General features: G+C 32.6%; 18 protein-coding genes. 2 read left to right on the top strand and 16 right to left on the bottom strand.

The window, feature by feature from the left end:
• The first annotated feature begins 66 nt into the window (after window positions 1–66).
• Window positions 67–537 (top strand): hypothetical protein, encoded by a 471-nt coding sequence (locus tag B5E58_RS02155; protein ID WP_088108045.1) that lies wholly within the window; start codon window positions 67–69, stop codon window positions 535–537.
• 61 nt (window positions 538–598) lie between these two features.
• Here B5E58_RS02155 and nifU read toward each other — a convergent pair whose 3' ends face one another.
• From nifU to B5E58_RS02140, 3 genes are all read right to left on the bottom strand, one after another.
• Window positions 599–1,036 carry a Fe-S cluster assembly scaffold protein NifU gene (gene nifU / locus B5E58_RS02150; RefSeq protein ID WP_088108044.1) on the bottom strand — a complete coding sequence of 146 codons (438 nt, stop codon included), beginning with the start codon at window positions 1,034–1,036 and terminating at the stop codon, window positions 599–601.
• A gap of 65 nt (window positions 1,037–1,101) precedes the next feature.
• Window positions 1,102–2,283 (bottom strand): cysteine desulfurase NifS, encoded by a 1,182-nt coding sequence (gene nifS / locus B5E58_RS02145; RefSeq protein ID WP_088108043.1) that lies wholly within the window; start codon window positions 2,281–2,283, stop codon window positions 1,102–1,104.
• Window positions 2,284–2,317: 34 nt separating this feature from the next.
• Window positions 2,318–2,746 carry an RrF2 family transcriptional regulator gene (locus B5E58_RS02140; RefSeq protein ID WP_088108042.1) on the bottom strand — a complete coding sequence of 143 codons (429 nt, stop codon included), beginning with the start codon at window positions 2,744–2,746 and terminating at the stop codon, window positions 2,318–2,320.
• 296 nt (window positions 2,747–3,042) lie between these two features.
• Between B5E58_RS02140 and B5E58_RS02135 the strand changes: the two genes are divergently transcribed.
• Entirely contained in the window at window positions 3,043–3,471 is a 429-nt protein-coding gene (locus tag B5E58_RS02135) for a helix-turn-helix domain-containing protein (protein WP_158097643.1), read from the top strand.
• Window positions 3,472–3,496: 25 nt separating this feature from the next.
• On the opposite strand, the gene recN is transcribed toward B5E58_RS02135, so the two are convergent.
• The 13 genes from recN to B5E58_RS02070 all read right to left on the bottom strand — a co-directional run bounded on the left by recN (window position 3,497) and on the right by B5E58_RS02070 (window position 15,209).
• Window positions 3,497–5,203 (bottom strand): DNA repair protein RecN, encoded by a 1,707-nt coding sequence (recN, locus tag B5E58_RS02130; protein WP_088108040.1) that lies wholly within the window; start codon window positions 5,201–5,203, stop codon window positions 3,497–3,499.
• 14 nt (window positions 5,204–5,217) lie between these two features.
• On the bottom strand, window positions 5,218–5,673 hold the full coding sequence (locus tag B5E58_RS02125) for an arginine repressor (RefSeq protein ID WP_088108039.1): 456 nt from the start codon (window positions 5,671–5,673) through the stop codon (window positions 5,218–5,220).
• 3 nt (window positions 5,674–5,676) lie between these two features.
• Window positions 5,677–6,543: an NAD(+)/NADH kinase gene (locus B5E58_RS02120; protein WP_088108038.1), complete on the bottom strand. Its 867-nt coding sequence runs from the start codon at window positions 6,541–6,543 to the stop codon at window positions 5,677–5,679.
• A gap of 17 nt (window positions 6,544–6,560) precedes the next feature.
• Window positions 6,561–7,373 (bottom strand): TlyA family RNA methyltransferase, encoded by an 813-nt coding sequence (locus B5E58_RS02115; RefSeq protein WP_088108037.1) that lies wholly within the window; start codon window positions 7,371–7,373, stop codon window positions 6,561–6,563.
• Between the two features lie 3 nt (window positions 7,374–7,376).
• The gene (gene dxs, locus B5E58_RS02110; protein WP_206608539.1) at window positions 7,377–9,245 is read right to left on the bottom strand and encodes a 1-deoxy-D-xylulose-5-phosphate synthase; all 1,869 of its coding nucleotides are present in this window, start codon (window positions 9,243–9,245) and stop codon (window positions 7,377–7,379) included.
• A 20-nt stretch (window positions 9,246–9,265) separates the two neighbouring features.
• On the bottom strand, window positions 9,266–9,691 hold the full coding sequence (locus B5E58_RS02105; protein WP_088108036.1) for a divergent PAP2 family protein: 426 nt from the start codon (window positions 9,689–9,691) through the stop codon (window positions 9,266–9,268).
• Between the two features lie 30 nt (window positions 9,692–9,721).
• A complete protein-coding gene (locus tag B5E58_RS02100) occupies window positions 9,722–10,606 on the bottom strand; it encodes a polyprenyl synthetase family protein (RefSeq protein WP_088108035.1) in 885 nt (294 codons plus the stop codon).
• On the bottom strand, window positions 10,607–10,849 hold the full coding sequence (xseB, locus tag B5E58_RS02095) for an exodeoxyribonuclease VII small subunit (RefSeq protein WP_206608538.1): 243 nt from the start codon (window positions 10,847–10,849) through the stop codon (window positions 10,607–10,609).
• A 4-nt stretch (window positions 10,850–10,853) separates the two neighbouring features.
• A complete protein-coding gene (gene xseA, locus B5E58_RS02090) occupies window positions 10,854–12,068 on the bottom strand; it encodes an exodeoxyribonuclease VII large subunit (protein ID WP_088108033.1) in 1,215 nt (404 codons plus the stop codon).
• A gap of 30 nt (window positions 12,069–12,098) precedes the next feature.
• Window positions 12,099–12,491 (bottom strand): transcription antitermination factor NusB, encoded by a 393-nt coding sequence (gene nusB / locus B5E58_RS02085; protein WP_088108032.1) that lies wholly within the window; start codon window positions 12,489–12,491, stop codon window positions 12,099–12,101.
• 65 nt (window positions 12,492–12,556) lie between these two features.
• The gene (locus tag B5E58_RS02080; protein ID WP_088108031.1) at window positions 12,557–12,934 is read right to left on the bottom strand and encodes an Asp23/Gls24 family envelope stress response protein; all 378 of its coding nucleotides are present in this window, start codon (window positions 12,932–12,934) and stop codon (window positions 12,557–12,559) included.
• A 149-nt stretch (window positions 12,935–13,083) separates the two neighbouring features.
• Window positions 13,084–14,412 (bottom strand): sodium-dependent transporter, encoded by a 1,329-nt coding sequence (locus tag B5E58_RS02075; RefSeq protein WP_088108030.1) that lies wholly within the window; start codon window positions 14,410–14,412, stop codon window positions 13,084–13,086.
• A gap of 143 nt (window positions 14,413–14,555) precedes the next feature.
• Window positions 14,556–15,209 carry a SpoIIIAH-like family protein gene (locus tag B5E58_RS02070; protein WP_088108029.1) on the bottom strand — a complete coding sequence of 218 codons (654 nt, stop codon included), beginning with the start codon at window positions 15,207–15,209 and terminating at the stop codon, window positions 14,556–14,558.
• Window positions 15,210–15,220: the final 11 nt, after the last annotated feature.

The raw sequence follows: 15,220 nt of genomic DNA, 5'->3' as shown, positions 1-15,220 counted from the left end.
CTTTTTTTAATAACACTTGTCCTCGTTTTTACATATAATATATAAAAATGAAAAGAGGAAATCAAAATGAAAGAAGAATATTATGAAAATCCATGTTGTATTTTAGATAATAACATCTGTGATACTAAAAGAGGATTTGCTTATTTTTCCCGCTCGGGAGATATTGTTTCTGATTTAGATACAAATATTATAGATTTTAATGATGTGCCTGTAATGACCGAAATTTTTGATTATAATGAAGGCTCAATTAAAATTAAGTCAGCAGGTTGGTATTATATTCAATATATAATAAATATACCTTATAATGATGAAATATCAACAAGCTTTGCTATATATGGAAATAATGAAGCTTTGGAAGGCACAATAATAGAAGTATCAAACAAAAAAAGTAATACTACAAATTGTTATGGTGCTCAAACTATTGTAAAATTGGAAAAAAACACAGAAATAAATATAAAATCATTAGAAAATATAAATTTAAAATTCGCAAAGCCTTATAAAAATAGTCTCTCAATTTTTATATTAAAATTAATTTAAAAAATTTAATATATAAAAAACTCCGGACAAAAATCCGGAGTTTTTATTATTATATGGTTTATTATTCTTCTGGAAGATTATGAAGTTCTTCTATATCATTTACAGGTTTTTCAAGACCTTCTATAACAATATTGTTTTTCTCTGCATAGTCCCAAAGAGCAGCATGAAGTGCTTCCTCTGCAAGACATGAACAATGAACTTTTACTGGTGGAAGTCCATCAAGAGCCTCCATAACAGCTTTATTTGTGATTTCAAGAGCTTCTTTAATTGTTTTACCTTTTACAAGCTCTGTTGCCATACTGCTTGTTGCAACAGCGGCACCACAACCAAATGTTTTGAATTTAGCATCTTCTATTATGCCATTTTCTATTTTAAGATAAACTTTCATTATATCTCCACATTTTGCATTACCAACTGTACCAACGCCGCTAGCGTCCTCAATTTCTCCCACATTTCTTGGGTTCATAAAATGGTCCATAACTTTTGCACTGTATTCCATAGTTGTATCCTCCTAAATTAATTGCACATTTGTATTATTAATCAGTTAATCTGTTTTATTTATTATTATTTATTGTTTTTTATATATTCTTCATAAAGTGGAGACATATCTCTAAGTCTTTGAACAATAGGTGGAAGTTTTTCTATAAGATAATCAACTTCTTCTTCTGTGTTCATGTGTCCAAGAGTAATTCTCAAAGAACCATGAGCTTTCTCATGAGGAAGACCTATTGCAAGAAGAACATGAGAAGGGTCAAGAGAACCTGAAGTACAAGCAGAACCACTTGACGCACAAATTCCATTCATATCAAGGAATAAAAGCATTGACTCTCCCTCTATAAACTCAAATGAAAGATTTACATTTCCAGGAAGTCTATCTGTTGGGTGTCCATTAAGTTTTGTATGGCTTATTCTTGATGTAAGCTCTGTAATAAGTTTATCTCTCATTTTTATAAGCTTTGGTGAAAGTTCGTCCATCTCAGCTGTTGCCATTTCAATAGCTTTTCCAAGACCTACAATTCCTGGAACGTTTTCAGTTCCTGCACGTCTACCTCTTTCCTGAGCACCACCATGTATAAATGATTTTAATTTAACGCCTTTTCTTATATATAATGCTCCAATTCCTTTAGGTGCACCAAGTTTATGACCTGAAAGTGAAAGCATATCAATGTTCATTTCTTTAACATCTATTTTAACATGACCAACAGCCTGAACAGCGTCTGTATGGAAATAAATATTATTTTCTCTTGCTATTTTTCCAATCTCAGCAATAGGCTCTATTGTACCAATTTCGTTATTTGCAAACATAATTGATATAAGAATTGTATCTGGTCTTATAGCAGCCTTTAAATCTTCAATTCTTACTTTTCCATATTCATCAACAGGAAGATATGTTATTTCAAATCCTTTTGATTCAAGATATTCACAAGTGTGAAGTATAGCATGATGTTCAATTTTAGAAGTTATAATATGTTTTCCTTTTGATGACATACTATCAGCTATACCCTTTAATGCCCAGTTATCACTTTCAGAACCGCCAGCTGTGAAGAAAATTTCTGCCGGTTCAGCACCAAGAGCCTTTGCAACTTGTTCTCTTGCTTTATCTATTGCTTTTTTACTTTCTCTAGCTATACTATAAACACTTGAAGCATTTCCGAAATGTTCACTGAAATAAGGTATTACTTCATCAAGAACTTCTTTTCTTACAGGTGTTGTTGCTGCATTATCAAAATAAATCATTTTGTCCATAACTAACTGCTCCCTCATTTTTAAAATTTTATATCTATTCTATATTATTAATCTCTTTGTATTCTGTTGCCAGTTCAGCAAGATTTATTGAATCCGCTGCCTCATTAAGACTAGCCTGCATTTTTTCCCATACACTCTTTGACACACAACAAGTGCAAGTTTCAGGACAGGCAGCTGTTTTTTCATTACAGCAATCTTGAGAAAATGAATCCTCAAGGGCTCTTAGTATGCTTCCGACTTTTATATCTTTAGGGTCCATAGCAATTCTATAACCGCCTCCTGCACCTCTAACGCTCTTAACAAGACCGGCTTTTTTCAGTGGAGGTATAAGCTGTTCAAGATAGCTTTCTGATATATGCTGTCTTTCAGCAATACTTTTTATACTTATACAATTATCTTTTCCAAAAACAGCTATATCAATCATAGCTTTTAGCCCATATTTTCCTTTAGTGGAAATTTTCATAATATCACCTCACTTAAATTCCGAGTTGTTTACTAGGAATTTACATATAATAAGATACCATTTTGAGAATTTGTTGTCAATAGATTTCATAAAAAAATCCTAGTATTTTTGTCGGATATTTTGAATACAATATACCATATTTATTTTTCACATTTTGTGTATTAAAAAATAATATTTTCCCGTTTTGTGATAGCTACTTTTTTTGAATACAGAATAAAAATATAATATCTATAATACATGTATGACAACGAATACAATAACAAAAACTTGATATACTTTTAATGAGGAGGGTTGTTATGGAGTTCAAAGACAGGCTCAGATTTTTAAGAAAAGAAAAACATCATACACAGAAAAAGCTTGGTGAAATACTAAATTATGGCTATACAGCAATATCAAACTACGAAAGTGGAAGAAACGAACCGTCCATTTCTGATATTAAAAAAATAGCTAAATTTTTTGATGTTTCAGTTGACTATCTTTTATGTGTAAATGATATAAGAAATCCTTATCTTCAAGAAGAATCATCAGAAAGCTTTATGGAGTTTAAAAATCTCTTTTCAAAACTTGACGAAGACAACAAAGAGGAACTCCTCAGATATATGAAATATCTTTCTGTAAGGGATAGTATAGACGAAAACGCTGCCTCATCAACAAGTATTCTTAAAGTGGCAGAAGAAAAAGAAACTTATACAACAAAAAAGACTGAAACAAAAACGGAATATTGATATTCCGTTTTTTTATTTCAGTCCATTAATTATTTAATCTTATTCCTATTTTAAAGCCATCGGCCTGTTTTTTCATATCTTCCGCCGCCTGAAGTGTAGCTTCTGTTATAGTAACTCCACCCATAAGACGACCTATTTCATTTATAGATTTTTCTTTTGAAAGAGCTATTATATCTGTTGTTGTTCTATTATTAGCAGAATGTTTCTCTATAAGAAAATGGCTATCAGCCATAGCTGCAATTTGTGGAAGATGTGTTATACATATAATCTGATTTTTAATACTAACCTGTGACATTTTTTCTGCCACTTTCTGGGCAGTTCTTCCACTTACACCTGTATCTATTTCATCAAATATAAATGTATCTATTGTATCAACCTCTGAAAGTATGGATTTTAGAGCAAGCATAACTCTTGACATTTCACCACCAGAAGCAATTTTTGCCAAAGGTTTAAGCTCCTCTCCCATATTAGGTGATATTAAAAATTCAACATTATCTCTACCCTTTGACGTAAACATATTTTTATCTGTTATAGAAATTTTAAAAGAAGCGTTTTTCATCTCCAAATCTCTAAGCTCTTTTTCAACAGACTTTTCAATTATTAAAGCTTTTTCTTTTCTTATTTTACTTATATCATCACATAAAGAATTTATATTATTTTCAAGTTTTGATTTTTTGGAATATAACTCTGACAATATTTCTTCACTATTTTCCATAAAATCAAGTTCTTTTGTAATTTTATCGTAAAAATTAAGTATTTCATCTATATTCTTTCCATATTTTCTTTTAAGACCATAAATAAGATTTAATCTCTCATCAATTTCCACAAGTTCGTCAGGGTCAGACTCAACACTTCTAAAATATGATTTAAGTTCATGACAAACATCATCAAGTAAAGCTGAAACTGTCTCAAGATTTTCTGCAATTTGTGAAACACTAGGGTCAATATCTGAAAGTGTATTTATATTATATAAAGCCTCTGAAATATTATCAGAAGCGGAAGAATTTTCACCATTTCCCTCATATAAAAGTTCAAGACTTGTACCAGAAAGACGCACAACTTTTTCAAGATTTGAAAGAACTTTTCTTCTATCGTTAAGTTCTTCCTCCTCTCCCCTTTTAAGTTTAGCATTTTCAATATCTTCTTTCTGAAAACGGAGCATATCCATTCTTTGAGCTCTCTGCATTTCATCGCCGTTAAGGTCATCTATTGATTTTACAATACTTTTATACTGAGAATATAAATCTCCTAAAATAGAGAGTTTTTCATCAAGGTTCTGCCCACAGAACTTATCTAAAAGAAATATATGTTTTTTAGGATTTAAAAGGGATTGATGTTCATGCTGTCCATGTATATCAATTAAATTTTCAGATATACTTTTAACAGTTCCTGCTGTAACTATTGTACCATTAACTCTAAATACTGATTTTCCAGAATTATTAAATGTACGATTTATTATAATAGAATAGTCTTCCTCAGTATCAATACCATTTTCAGAAAGTATATCATTTATATTTTTATTTCCAGAAAACAACACTTCAACTTTAGCAACTTCTTCATCTTTTCTTATAAAATCTCTAGTTACTCTGCTACCTAAAGCAAAATTTATAGAATCTATAATCATAGACTTTCCAGCTCCTGTTTCACCTGAAAGTATATTTAATCCCTTTTTAAATTTTATTTCACTTTCCTCTATGAGTGCTACATTTTTTATGCGTATATTCTCTAGCATAGAGGGTTACCTCCTTACTCTGTACGTATCACCTTATAGAGCTTCTCTATAATAGTAATCGCCTGTTGTGTTCCTCTAGCAACACAGAAAACCGTATCATCACCGGCTATTGTACCTAAAATTTCGCTGTTCTGCATACTATCAAGGGCAACAGCCACAGCCATACCCATACCATTTAATGTTTTTACAACTATCATATTTTGAGAATAATCTATTTTTATAACAGCCTCTCTGAAAACTCTTATAAGTCTCTCTGAAAGCTCATTATCTGTATTTGAAAGTACAGAGTATTTCTGTCTTCCGTTTTCAGTAGCTATTTTTGTAAGTTTCATTTCTCTTATGTCACGGGAAACCGTAGCCTGTGTAACGTCAAAACCGGCCTCTTTAAGTCTCTGTGCCAGCTCGTCCTGTGTTTCAATTGAATTTTTTTCTATAAGGTCTAAAATTTTAGCCTGTCTTGCAATTTTCATACATTAACCTCCGTTTCCTGACAATTTTTCTCTAAGTATATCATAAAAACTTTTCATTTCTGTTTTTATTATAGTTGTATAGAATTGAGATTTTTTAATTCTAACTATATCATTATTTTTCATTTTTATAGCGTCCTGTCCATCAGCACTTAATAAAAACTCACTGTCATTACTTTTAGAACGCATAACCATAGTAATAACATCATCAGCAGAAATGACTATGGAACGTGAATAAAGATTATGAGGGCATATTGGAGTTATAGCCATAATCTTTGTATCCGGCTTAAGTATAGGGCCACCTGCTGAAAGATTATAGGCTGTTGAACCTGTTGGAGTTGATATTATTATTCCATCAGCTCTAACAGTATCAAGATACTCTTTATTAGCATAAACATCTATTTCAACAAGTTTTGAAAATGCTCCTCTTGTTATGCATATATCATTAAGAGCAATTATACTATCATTATTAATATTATCACCCTTATTTATATACGCTTCTATCATTAGACGTTTTTCAACTTTATAATCATTTTCCAAAACTTTTTCAATAGCATATTCTGCCCCCAAATTGTCTGCTGCCGTAAGAAAACCTAAGTTTCCCAAATTAATACCCAAAAGAGGAGTATTATATTTTGCAGTTCTTCTTCCTATTCCTAAGAGTGTTCCATCTCCTCCAAGAACAATAATAAAATCAGCTATTGAAAATAATCTATCCTCATCAATACCATATTTATCAAGATTAAATTTTTTAGCAATATCACAAGGTATATAAGGACAACAACCTTTATTTTCAAGGAATGTTATAAGTCTTTTTGTGACAGACAAATCCTCATCTTTTTCAAGATTTGGCATTATACCTGCAATAGTCATATAATCACCGCCGAATATCAATCAAGTATATTATGAGATGCGTCAGTTATTTCAGACGCAAGAGCATAAGCTTCTTCTTTTGTAAGTCCTTCGTTTTTTCTATCAAGATATATGAGATACTCAATATTACCTTCTGGCCCTTTTATAGGTGAAAAACTTATATTAAGTACATTCAAACCATTTTCAAAGGCAAAATCTATAATTTTGAGTATAACCTCTTTATGAACACTTATATCTTTAACAACGCCTTTTTTGCCAACTTTCTCTCTGCCAGCTTCAAATTGTGGTTTTATAAGACAGACAAGCTGACCTGTCTCTCCCAAAATACCCAAAGCTGCCGGTATAATTTTTGTCAAAGATATAAAAGACACATCAACAGAAGCAAAATCCGCTTCCTCCGGTATCTGTTCATGAGTTACATATCTCATATTTGTTTTTTCCATGCAAACAACCCTAGGATCATTTCTAAGTTTCCAAGCAAACTGACCGTATCCAACATCTATTGAATACACTTTTTTAGCACCATTTTGAAGCATACAATCTGTAAATCCACCAGTTGACGCTCCTATATCCATACAAACTTTATCTTTAAGGTCAACGCCAAACTCATTTATAGCCTTTTCCAGCTTATAACCGCCACGGCTTACATATTTCATTTCAGCACCTTTGACCTGAATATCTGCATTAACATCTATTTTTGTACCTGCCTTGTCCTCTTTCATGCCGTCAACATACACATTTCCAGCCATAATTACAGCCTTTGCCAACTCTCTTGAATTGACAAGATTTTTTTTGACAAGAAGCACATCAAGTCTTTCTTTCTCAGCCATATTTTATTCCTCTACAATACTTTTTATTTTTTCATATATATAATCTTTTCCAAGACCATAAGCCTTTTGAAGCTCCAAAATACTTCCATGTTCTATAAAACAATCATCATAACCAAAGGAATATACCAAAGGACTATTTTTATTTCCTGAAAGTATTTCCATTACAGTAGAACCCATTCCACCATGTTTTAGACCATCCTCAATAGTAAATATATATTTACATTTTGAAGATATGTCAAAAAGCATTTCTTTATCAAAAGGTTTTATAAATCTTGCATTTATAAGAATAGGATTATAACCGTCATTTCTAAGCATAGAAACCACATCAAAAGCAGTTTTTGCCATATTTCCTTCAAATATCAGGGCTATTTCTTCACCGTCAAATATTTTTTCAGATTTTCCATATTCAATAGGAGTATCTACATCAGAAAATATTTCTAAAGCCTCTCCCCTTGGATATCTAACAGCAATAGGCCCATTAAAATTAATAGCAAACTCAATCATATTTTCAAGTTCATAGCCATTCTTAGGTGACATAATAGTCATATTAGGTATACCTGAAAGATATGATATATCAAATACACCCTGATGAGTTTCACCGTCAGAACCTACAAGTCCCGCTCTATCAACAGCAAAAACAACATGAAGTTTTTGCAAACATACATCATGTATAATTTGGTCATAAGCTCTCTGTAAAAATGTTGAATAAACTGCAAAAACGGGAACTTTACCTGATATAGCTAAACCTGCTGCAAATGTGACAGCGTGTTGTTCAGATATGGCAACATCAAAAAATCTTTTTGGATAACTTCTGCTAAACTCTGTAAGTCCTGTTCCGTCAGCCATAGCCGCTGTTATTGCAACAATATCTTTATTTGATTTTGCTATCTCAACTAATTTATTTCCAAAAAAATCTGAGTATGAAATTTTTTCGGATTTTTTAAGGGGTTTACCTGTTTTCACATTGAAAGGTGAAACACCGTGAAACTCCCAAGGTCTATCCTCTGCAAATTTATATCCTTTACCCTTTTTAGTATGAACATGAAGAAGTACAGGGCCGGAAACATTTTTTATTTTTTCAAGAACATCTATAAGCTCATCAATGTTATGACCATCAGATATACCTATATATTTAAATCCCATTTCATCAAAAAATGCACTTGGAATTATAAAATATTTTATTGTATCTTTAAATCTCTCAACCAATTTTTCAACAGGTTTTCCCAAAACGGGAATATTGTCAAAAAATCTATGAACTCCAGCTTTAACACTGAGATATGAAGGGTCTGTCCTAAGTTTTGAAAAATGCTTTGACAAAGCACCTACATTTTTTGATATTGACATTTCATTATCATTAAGTATAACCAACATATTTGTGGCAGAACGACCAGCATTATTAATTGCCTCAAGAGCAATTCCACCACTTATAGAGCCGTCACCTATAACAGCTATTATGTTTTCATCTGTGTGATTAAGGTCTCTAGCTTTAGCCATACCTAAAGCCGCAGAAACAGATGTTGAACTGTGACCGACTGCAAAAGCATCATAAACACTTTCAGAAGGCTTTGGAAAACCACAAAGACCTTTATACTGTCTAAGTGTATTAAATCTGTCTTTTCTTCCCGTAAGTATTTTGTGAACATAGGCTTGATGACCAACGTCCCAAACTATTTTATCCTTAGGGGTGTTAAAAACATAGTGAAGGGCTATTGTAAGCTCAACCACACCAAGGTTTGAAGCCAAATGACCTCCTGTTTTTGATACATTTCGTATTAAAAAGTATCGTATTTCATTAGCAAGCTTTTTAAGCTCATCTCTATGAAGTTTTTTTAAATCAGATGGCGAATCTATACCTTTCAGTATATCTCCCATCAAAATCACCCCTTTTTAAATTAAAAAAGTAAACCTACAAATATTCCAAGAACAGCTCCTGCCATAACCTGTAAAGGTGTATGTCCCAAAAGCTCTTTAAGTTGTTCTTCTGGTTTTAAACCACTGTGAAAAACAAGTTTATTAAGTACTGCGGCTTGTTTGCCAGCCGCTCTTCTTACACCTGCCGCATCATACATTACAACAAATGAAAATGCAAGAGACACTGCAAAGGAAGGTATATTAAATCCATGTATCTTTCCTATACTAAAAGTTAAAGCCATAACAAAAGAAGTGTGTGAGCTTGGCATTCCCCCAGAACCATAAAGTCTTGTAAGGTCAAGTCTTTTTTCTGAAAAAAGCGTAAGTATTACTTTTATAACCTGTGCTGAAAGCCAACCAATAATGCCTGCCCAAATAGGAGTATTACTCAAAAATTCATTTACCATACTTTCCCCTCATTTCTAAATATATGTTTTTCAATATTCTCGCTTTATAAGGTATTCTGTAAGTTGTAAAAGAAAATCTGCCTTTTCACCAAAGCTCTTAAGTATATCTATGGCTTCATTTGAAAGTTTAATTACAGTTTCTTTTGATTTTTCAATTCCATACATTGTAACATACGTAACTTTTTCATTTTTTTCATCACTTCCAACAGGTTTTCCTAAAACTTCTGTTGTACTTGTAACGTCAAGTATATCATCTTGAATTTGGAAAGCTATTCCTATTTTATCTCCAACTTCACCCATAAGTTTTATACTTTCATCATCAGCACCAGCAATACAAGCACCAGCCATAAGAGCACCACTAATCATAGCAGCTGTTTTATTTCTGTGTATAAACTCAAGAGTTTCACCGTCTATTTTTTTACCTTCACTTTTTACATCAACAACTTGTCCTGATAACATTCCATAAACTCCAGCTCCATGGCTTATAGCTTTCATAGCCTTTGAAGCATTTATTGAGTTTTGATTTACACAGGCATCAGCCATTGTCTCCATAGCATGATGAAGAAGTGCGTCACCTGTAAGTATAGCTATATCTTCACCAAAAACTTTATGATTTGTAGCTATTCCCCTTCTAAAATCATCATTATCCATAGCAGGCAAATCATCATGTATAAGTGAATAGGTGTGTATCATCTCTATGGCAGCAGCAAAAGGCTCTGCATTTTTAATATCTCCACCAAAAAGTTCACAGGCAGAAATAAGCATAACAGGACGAAGTCTTTTTCCACCTGCAAAAACACTGTATCTCATAGATTGAAAAATAATTGAAGGATACTCCTCTTTTGAAGGTATAAATTTTTCAAGTATATCCTCACAATATTTTATTTTTTCGCTAAACACAGTATTAAAATCCATTTATTCTTCCTCCTTAGCATATTCAAAAGGTTTCTGTGAAAATCCGCCCCTTCCATTATTTTGAAGTATTTTTACTTCCTCCTCAATGGCATTAAGTTTATCTCTACATATAACTGAAAGCTCCATTCCCTGTTTATAAAGTTGAACAGATTTTTCAAGAGGTATATCATTATTTTCAAGGTCTTCAACTATTTTTTCTATTTTAGCCAAAGCCTCCTCAAAGGAAATATTTTTCTTTGCCAAAATATCACCACTCTCTTTTTGAAATATCTGTAACATTGGCAGAAATATTTCCATTTGCCAATATTACATTTATATTGTCCCCTTTGTTTATGCCCCCAACAGTTTTCACTGTCTTTCCATCTTTGTCCTCAACCAATGCATATCCTTTTTTAAGCATGGCAATAGGAGAAAGAATTTCAATTTTATTGAGTAATCTCTCAAAAATAATATTACTCTCTGTTATTTTATTTTTAATAATATTTTCAATTTGTTTTTCAAGATTTGAAATATATATTTCATAATCTGCTATATTATCCAAAGGTCTTTTAAAAATCTTTTTATCCATAAGATTTTCAAACCTTATTTTTTCATAATTAATTCTTGAATTAATACTGTAATTCAAATCAGAAATAATTGTGTCAAGTCTTTCATTCTCAATACTCAAGTCATTTACTGCAAGCTCTGCGGCAGCCGAAGGTGTTGGAGCTCTAAGGTCTGCAACAAAGTCTATAATTGTAAAATCTGTTTCATGTCCAACAGCAGATATTACAGGTATCTCCGAGGCAAAAACTGCTCTTGCAACTTTCTCATCATTAAAGGCCTGTAAATCTTCCATAGAACCGCCACCACGACTAACAATTAATGTATCGCATTTTCTCCACTCATTAGCCATTTTAATGGCTGACACTATTGAATTTACAGCACCTTCTCCCTGAACAAGAGCTGGAATTACAACAATTTTTACACCTTTATTTCTTCTTTTGGATATGTTTATAATATCACGAACAGCAGCACCCGTAGGAGAAGTTATAACTCCTATACATTTTGGATATTTACATATTTCTCGTTTATAATCCTCATCAAAAAGCCCTTCTTTTGAGAGTTTTTCTTTAAGCTGTTCAAAGGCAATATTTAAAGCACCAACTCCCAAAGGCTCCATAAGTTCTGCATAAAGCTGATATTGACCTGTTTTTTCATAGGCTGAAACATATCCACATATAACAACGTCCATACCATTTTCAGGCATAAAAGGAAGTATATCAGCACTTCCCTTAAACATAACACAGTTTATAGCAGCATTTTTATCTTTAAGAGTAAAATACATATGACCTGAAGAATGGTATTTAAAATTTGAAATCTCACCCTTAACCCAAAGACTATTTAATATAAAATCATTTTCTATAATATTTTTTATATAACGATTAATCTGTGATACAGAAAAAACTTTAGGTTCTATCATAAAAACACCAACTGAAATTTATTATAAAACTTAAACTAATTTTCCTAAAATACCATTTACAAATGAAGGTGCACCGTCAGAGCTGTATTCTTTAGCAAGCTCAACAGCCTCATTTATTACTACACCGTCAGGTGTTTCATCGTCAAATCTCATTTCATAAACAGCAAGTCTAAGTATAGCAAGGTCTACATTAGCCATTCTCTTTGTATCCCATTTTCTAGCAACACTGTTTATTATTTCATCAATCTCATCAACGTGTTCTCTAACACCATTTACTGTTTTAAGTATAAACTCTTTCTCGTTTTTAGAAAGGTCCATTTCAGCTTCCTCAAAGAATATATTCTTTGCTTCCTCCTCATTGTCAGTAAATCCAAGCTGAAAAAGTAAAGTAAACGCATTTCTTCTCACATCTCTACGACGCATAAATATCCTCCTAATTATTACACTACAAAAAGGCGGAAGTAAAAACCTCCGCCTTCTGAAAACTTTTATTCTTCCTCTTCTGTCTTTGGTTTTCTGCTGTCAGTAACTATACCTGTTATATTTACATTAACAAGCATAACCTCAAGACCTGTCATTGTCTCAACAGCATTTTTAACTTTTTTCTGCACTTCCATAGCAACATTTTGTATCTTTGAGCCAAACTCAACAACAATATCAACTTCAATACTTACTTCACCATTGTCAGCACAAACCTTAACACCTTTCGACTGACTTTTTTTGCCAAAAAACTCAACAAAAGTATCTGTTGCATTTCCAGAAGCAGCATAAACACCTTCAACTTCACGTGAAGCTGTACCTGCAATAATAGCAATAACTTCATCTGCTATCTGAATTTGTCCGATAGATTTATTATTCTCAGTCATATATTTACCTCCTGACAAAATCTTTCTTTATATAAAATAAAGTATATTCTTGAAACAATTGATTTTATACATTCTGTAATTTATATTATATCATTTTTTTTATTATTTGCAATTTTAAAAGTATAATTTATGCATATTATGCATAATAATTAACCTATTCCCTTAAATATGATATTGAGTATATATACAATAAGAGTTATACCAACAAAAAGGTATTTTGACGCAGGCTCAAACCATTTACCGATTTTTTTATCTCTGCCAAGCTGAACCTGTTCCCTTGCATAACCTTTTCCACAAACCCAATAAAACATAATTCCTGCAAGAAGTGCTCCAAGAGGTATTATGTATATAGAAACAGCGTCCATCCAACTTCCAACAGCGTCACCGCTCTCTATAAACACACCTACAACAATGGCAATTATACCAACAATTACAACAGAAACAAGTCTTGATAAACCGAATTTTTCCTGTAAAGCCTCAACAGGAGTTTCAAAAAGGTTCATAAGAGATGTCACCGCTGCAAAAAGAACAGCTGTAAAGAATACAAATGAGAAAAGCTGTCCCATAGGCATAAGTTTGAATACACTAGGCATTGTTATAAACATAAGTGGTGGACCTGCTGCTGGGTCAAGACCAAAGGCAAATACAGCTGGTATTATTACAAGTCCCGCTAAAACTGCTGCACAAGTATCAAAAAAAGCAACATTTTTTGCACAATTTATTACGTCCTCATCTTTTTTAAGATAACTTCCATAAACTATTGTGCCAGAACCAGCAAGAGACAATGAGAAAAAGGCTTGTCCCAAAGCATAAACCCATGTGTCAGGATTTTTAAGAAGCTCCCAATCAGGATTGAAAAGATATTCATATCCCCTTGCTGAACCATCAAGCATAAAAACTCTTATGGCAAGTATTATAAAAAGGAAAAAGAATGCAGGCATAAGAACTTTATTTATTCTCTCAATACCTTTAGATACACCCATTACCATCATTATAAAAACCATAATAAGACCTAAAATATGCCAGCCTACACTACCAAAATTTTCTGAAAGCTCAACGAAATATTCAACAGAGTCACCACTAAAGGCAGAACCTGTCAAAGAGCCAAAAAGGAATTTTATAATCCAGCCTACAACAACAGAATAACCTATGGCAATACCGAGAGAACCTATAACAGGTATAATTCCTATAAATTCTCCCCATTTTCCGCCACGTCTTTCAGAAGCCTTTTTAAAAGCGCCTAAAGGTCCTGTTCCCATAGCCCTTCCAAAAGCCATCTCTCCTGCAACTCCAGTAAATCCAAGAAATACTACAAATATAAAATAAGGCACAAGAAATGCTCCACCACCATATTGTCCTGCTCTGTAAGGGAACATCCATATATTGCCCATACCAACAGCAGAACCAATACAAGCAAGTATAAATCCAAGGCGTGAACTAAAAGTGTCACGTTTTTTAACCTTAACTTTTTCTTGCATAAAAACTCTCCTCCCATTTTTAGTTAAGGTATATTATAGCATAAAATTTTATCAAATAAATGAAAACTTTTTTAACCACTATTTAATAAAAAAACTGTCTTCTATAAACAACATTAAATTGCTTATAAAAGACAGTCAAATTTTCAGCTTTTTTTCAAAGGGCTTATTCTTATTTTATCATCAGTGACACCAGTTTTTCTTTTTACTATATCCATAATCTGTGCTGTTTCCGCCTCAGAAAGTGACTCTTTATTTACAACTACATCAACAGTCTCATCATCAATTCTCACATAGACTTCACTAAATCCCTTTGATTTTATCATAGCTTCTGCCGCTGTTTCTTTTTCAATTCGGCTTTGAATTTCAAGCATAGACTCTGTACATTCTCCCTTTTTTTCCTCAGAAACATTTTCATTATTAATCATTTCTGTCAAAATATCAGTCTGTTTAGCTCTTGACTGGTCTCTTTCAAGTTTAGCTTGAGCAAAATACTGTTCAGGGTCTGTATTTGAATTTACAAAGACAGCAGTTCCGTCATCTGATGAGGCTGTAAGAGCACCCTCACCCTCTGCCATTGTCATTTCTGCACTGTCATCCTCCTCCGGTTCATTATCTGCAAGGGGCTGTATACTTCCGTCATCATTTAAAATTGCATAAGCGTCACCCTCCTCTGTTATATTCATAGCAGTTTTTTCCGCACTGTCGCTTGTTGTCTCAGAAAAATTAAGATATCCTGCAACAGCAATCATTATTGCAAGAGTAGTAACTATAACTTGATTTCTTTTCAATGTAAACATTATGTATAACC

Origin of the sequence: Tyzzerella sp. An114, assembly GCF_002161055.1 — a bacterium.
GTDB classification, from domain to species: domain Bacteria; phylum Bacillota; class Clostridia; order Lachnospirales; family Anaerotignaceae; genus Fimicola; species Fimicola cottocaccae.
This window is presented reverse-complemented; position numbering and strand designations above follow the sequence as displayed.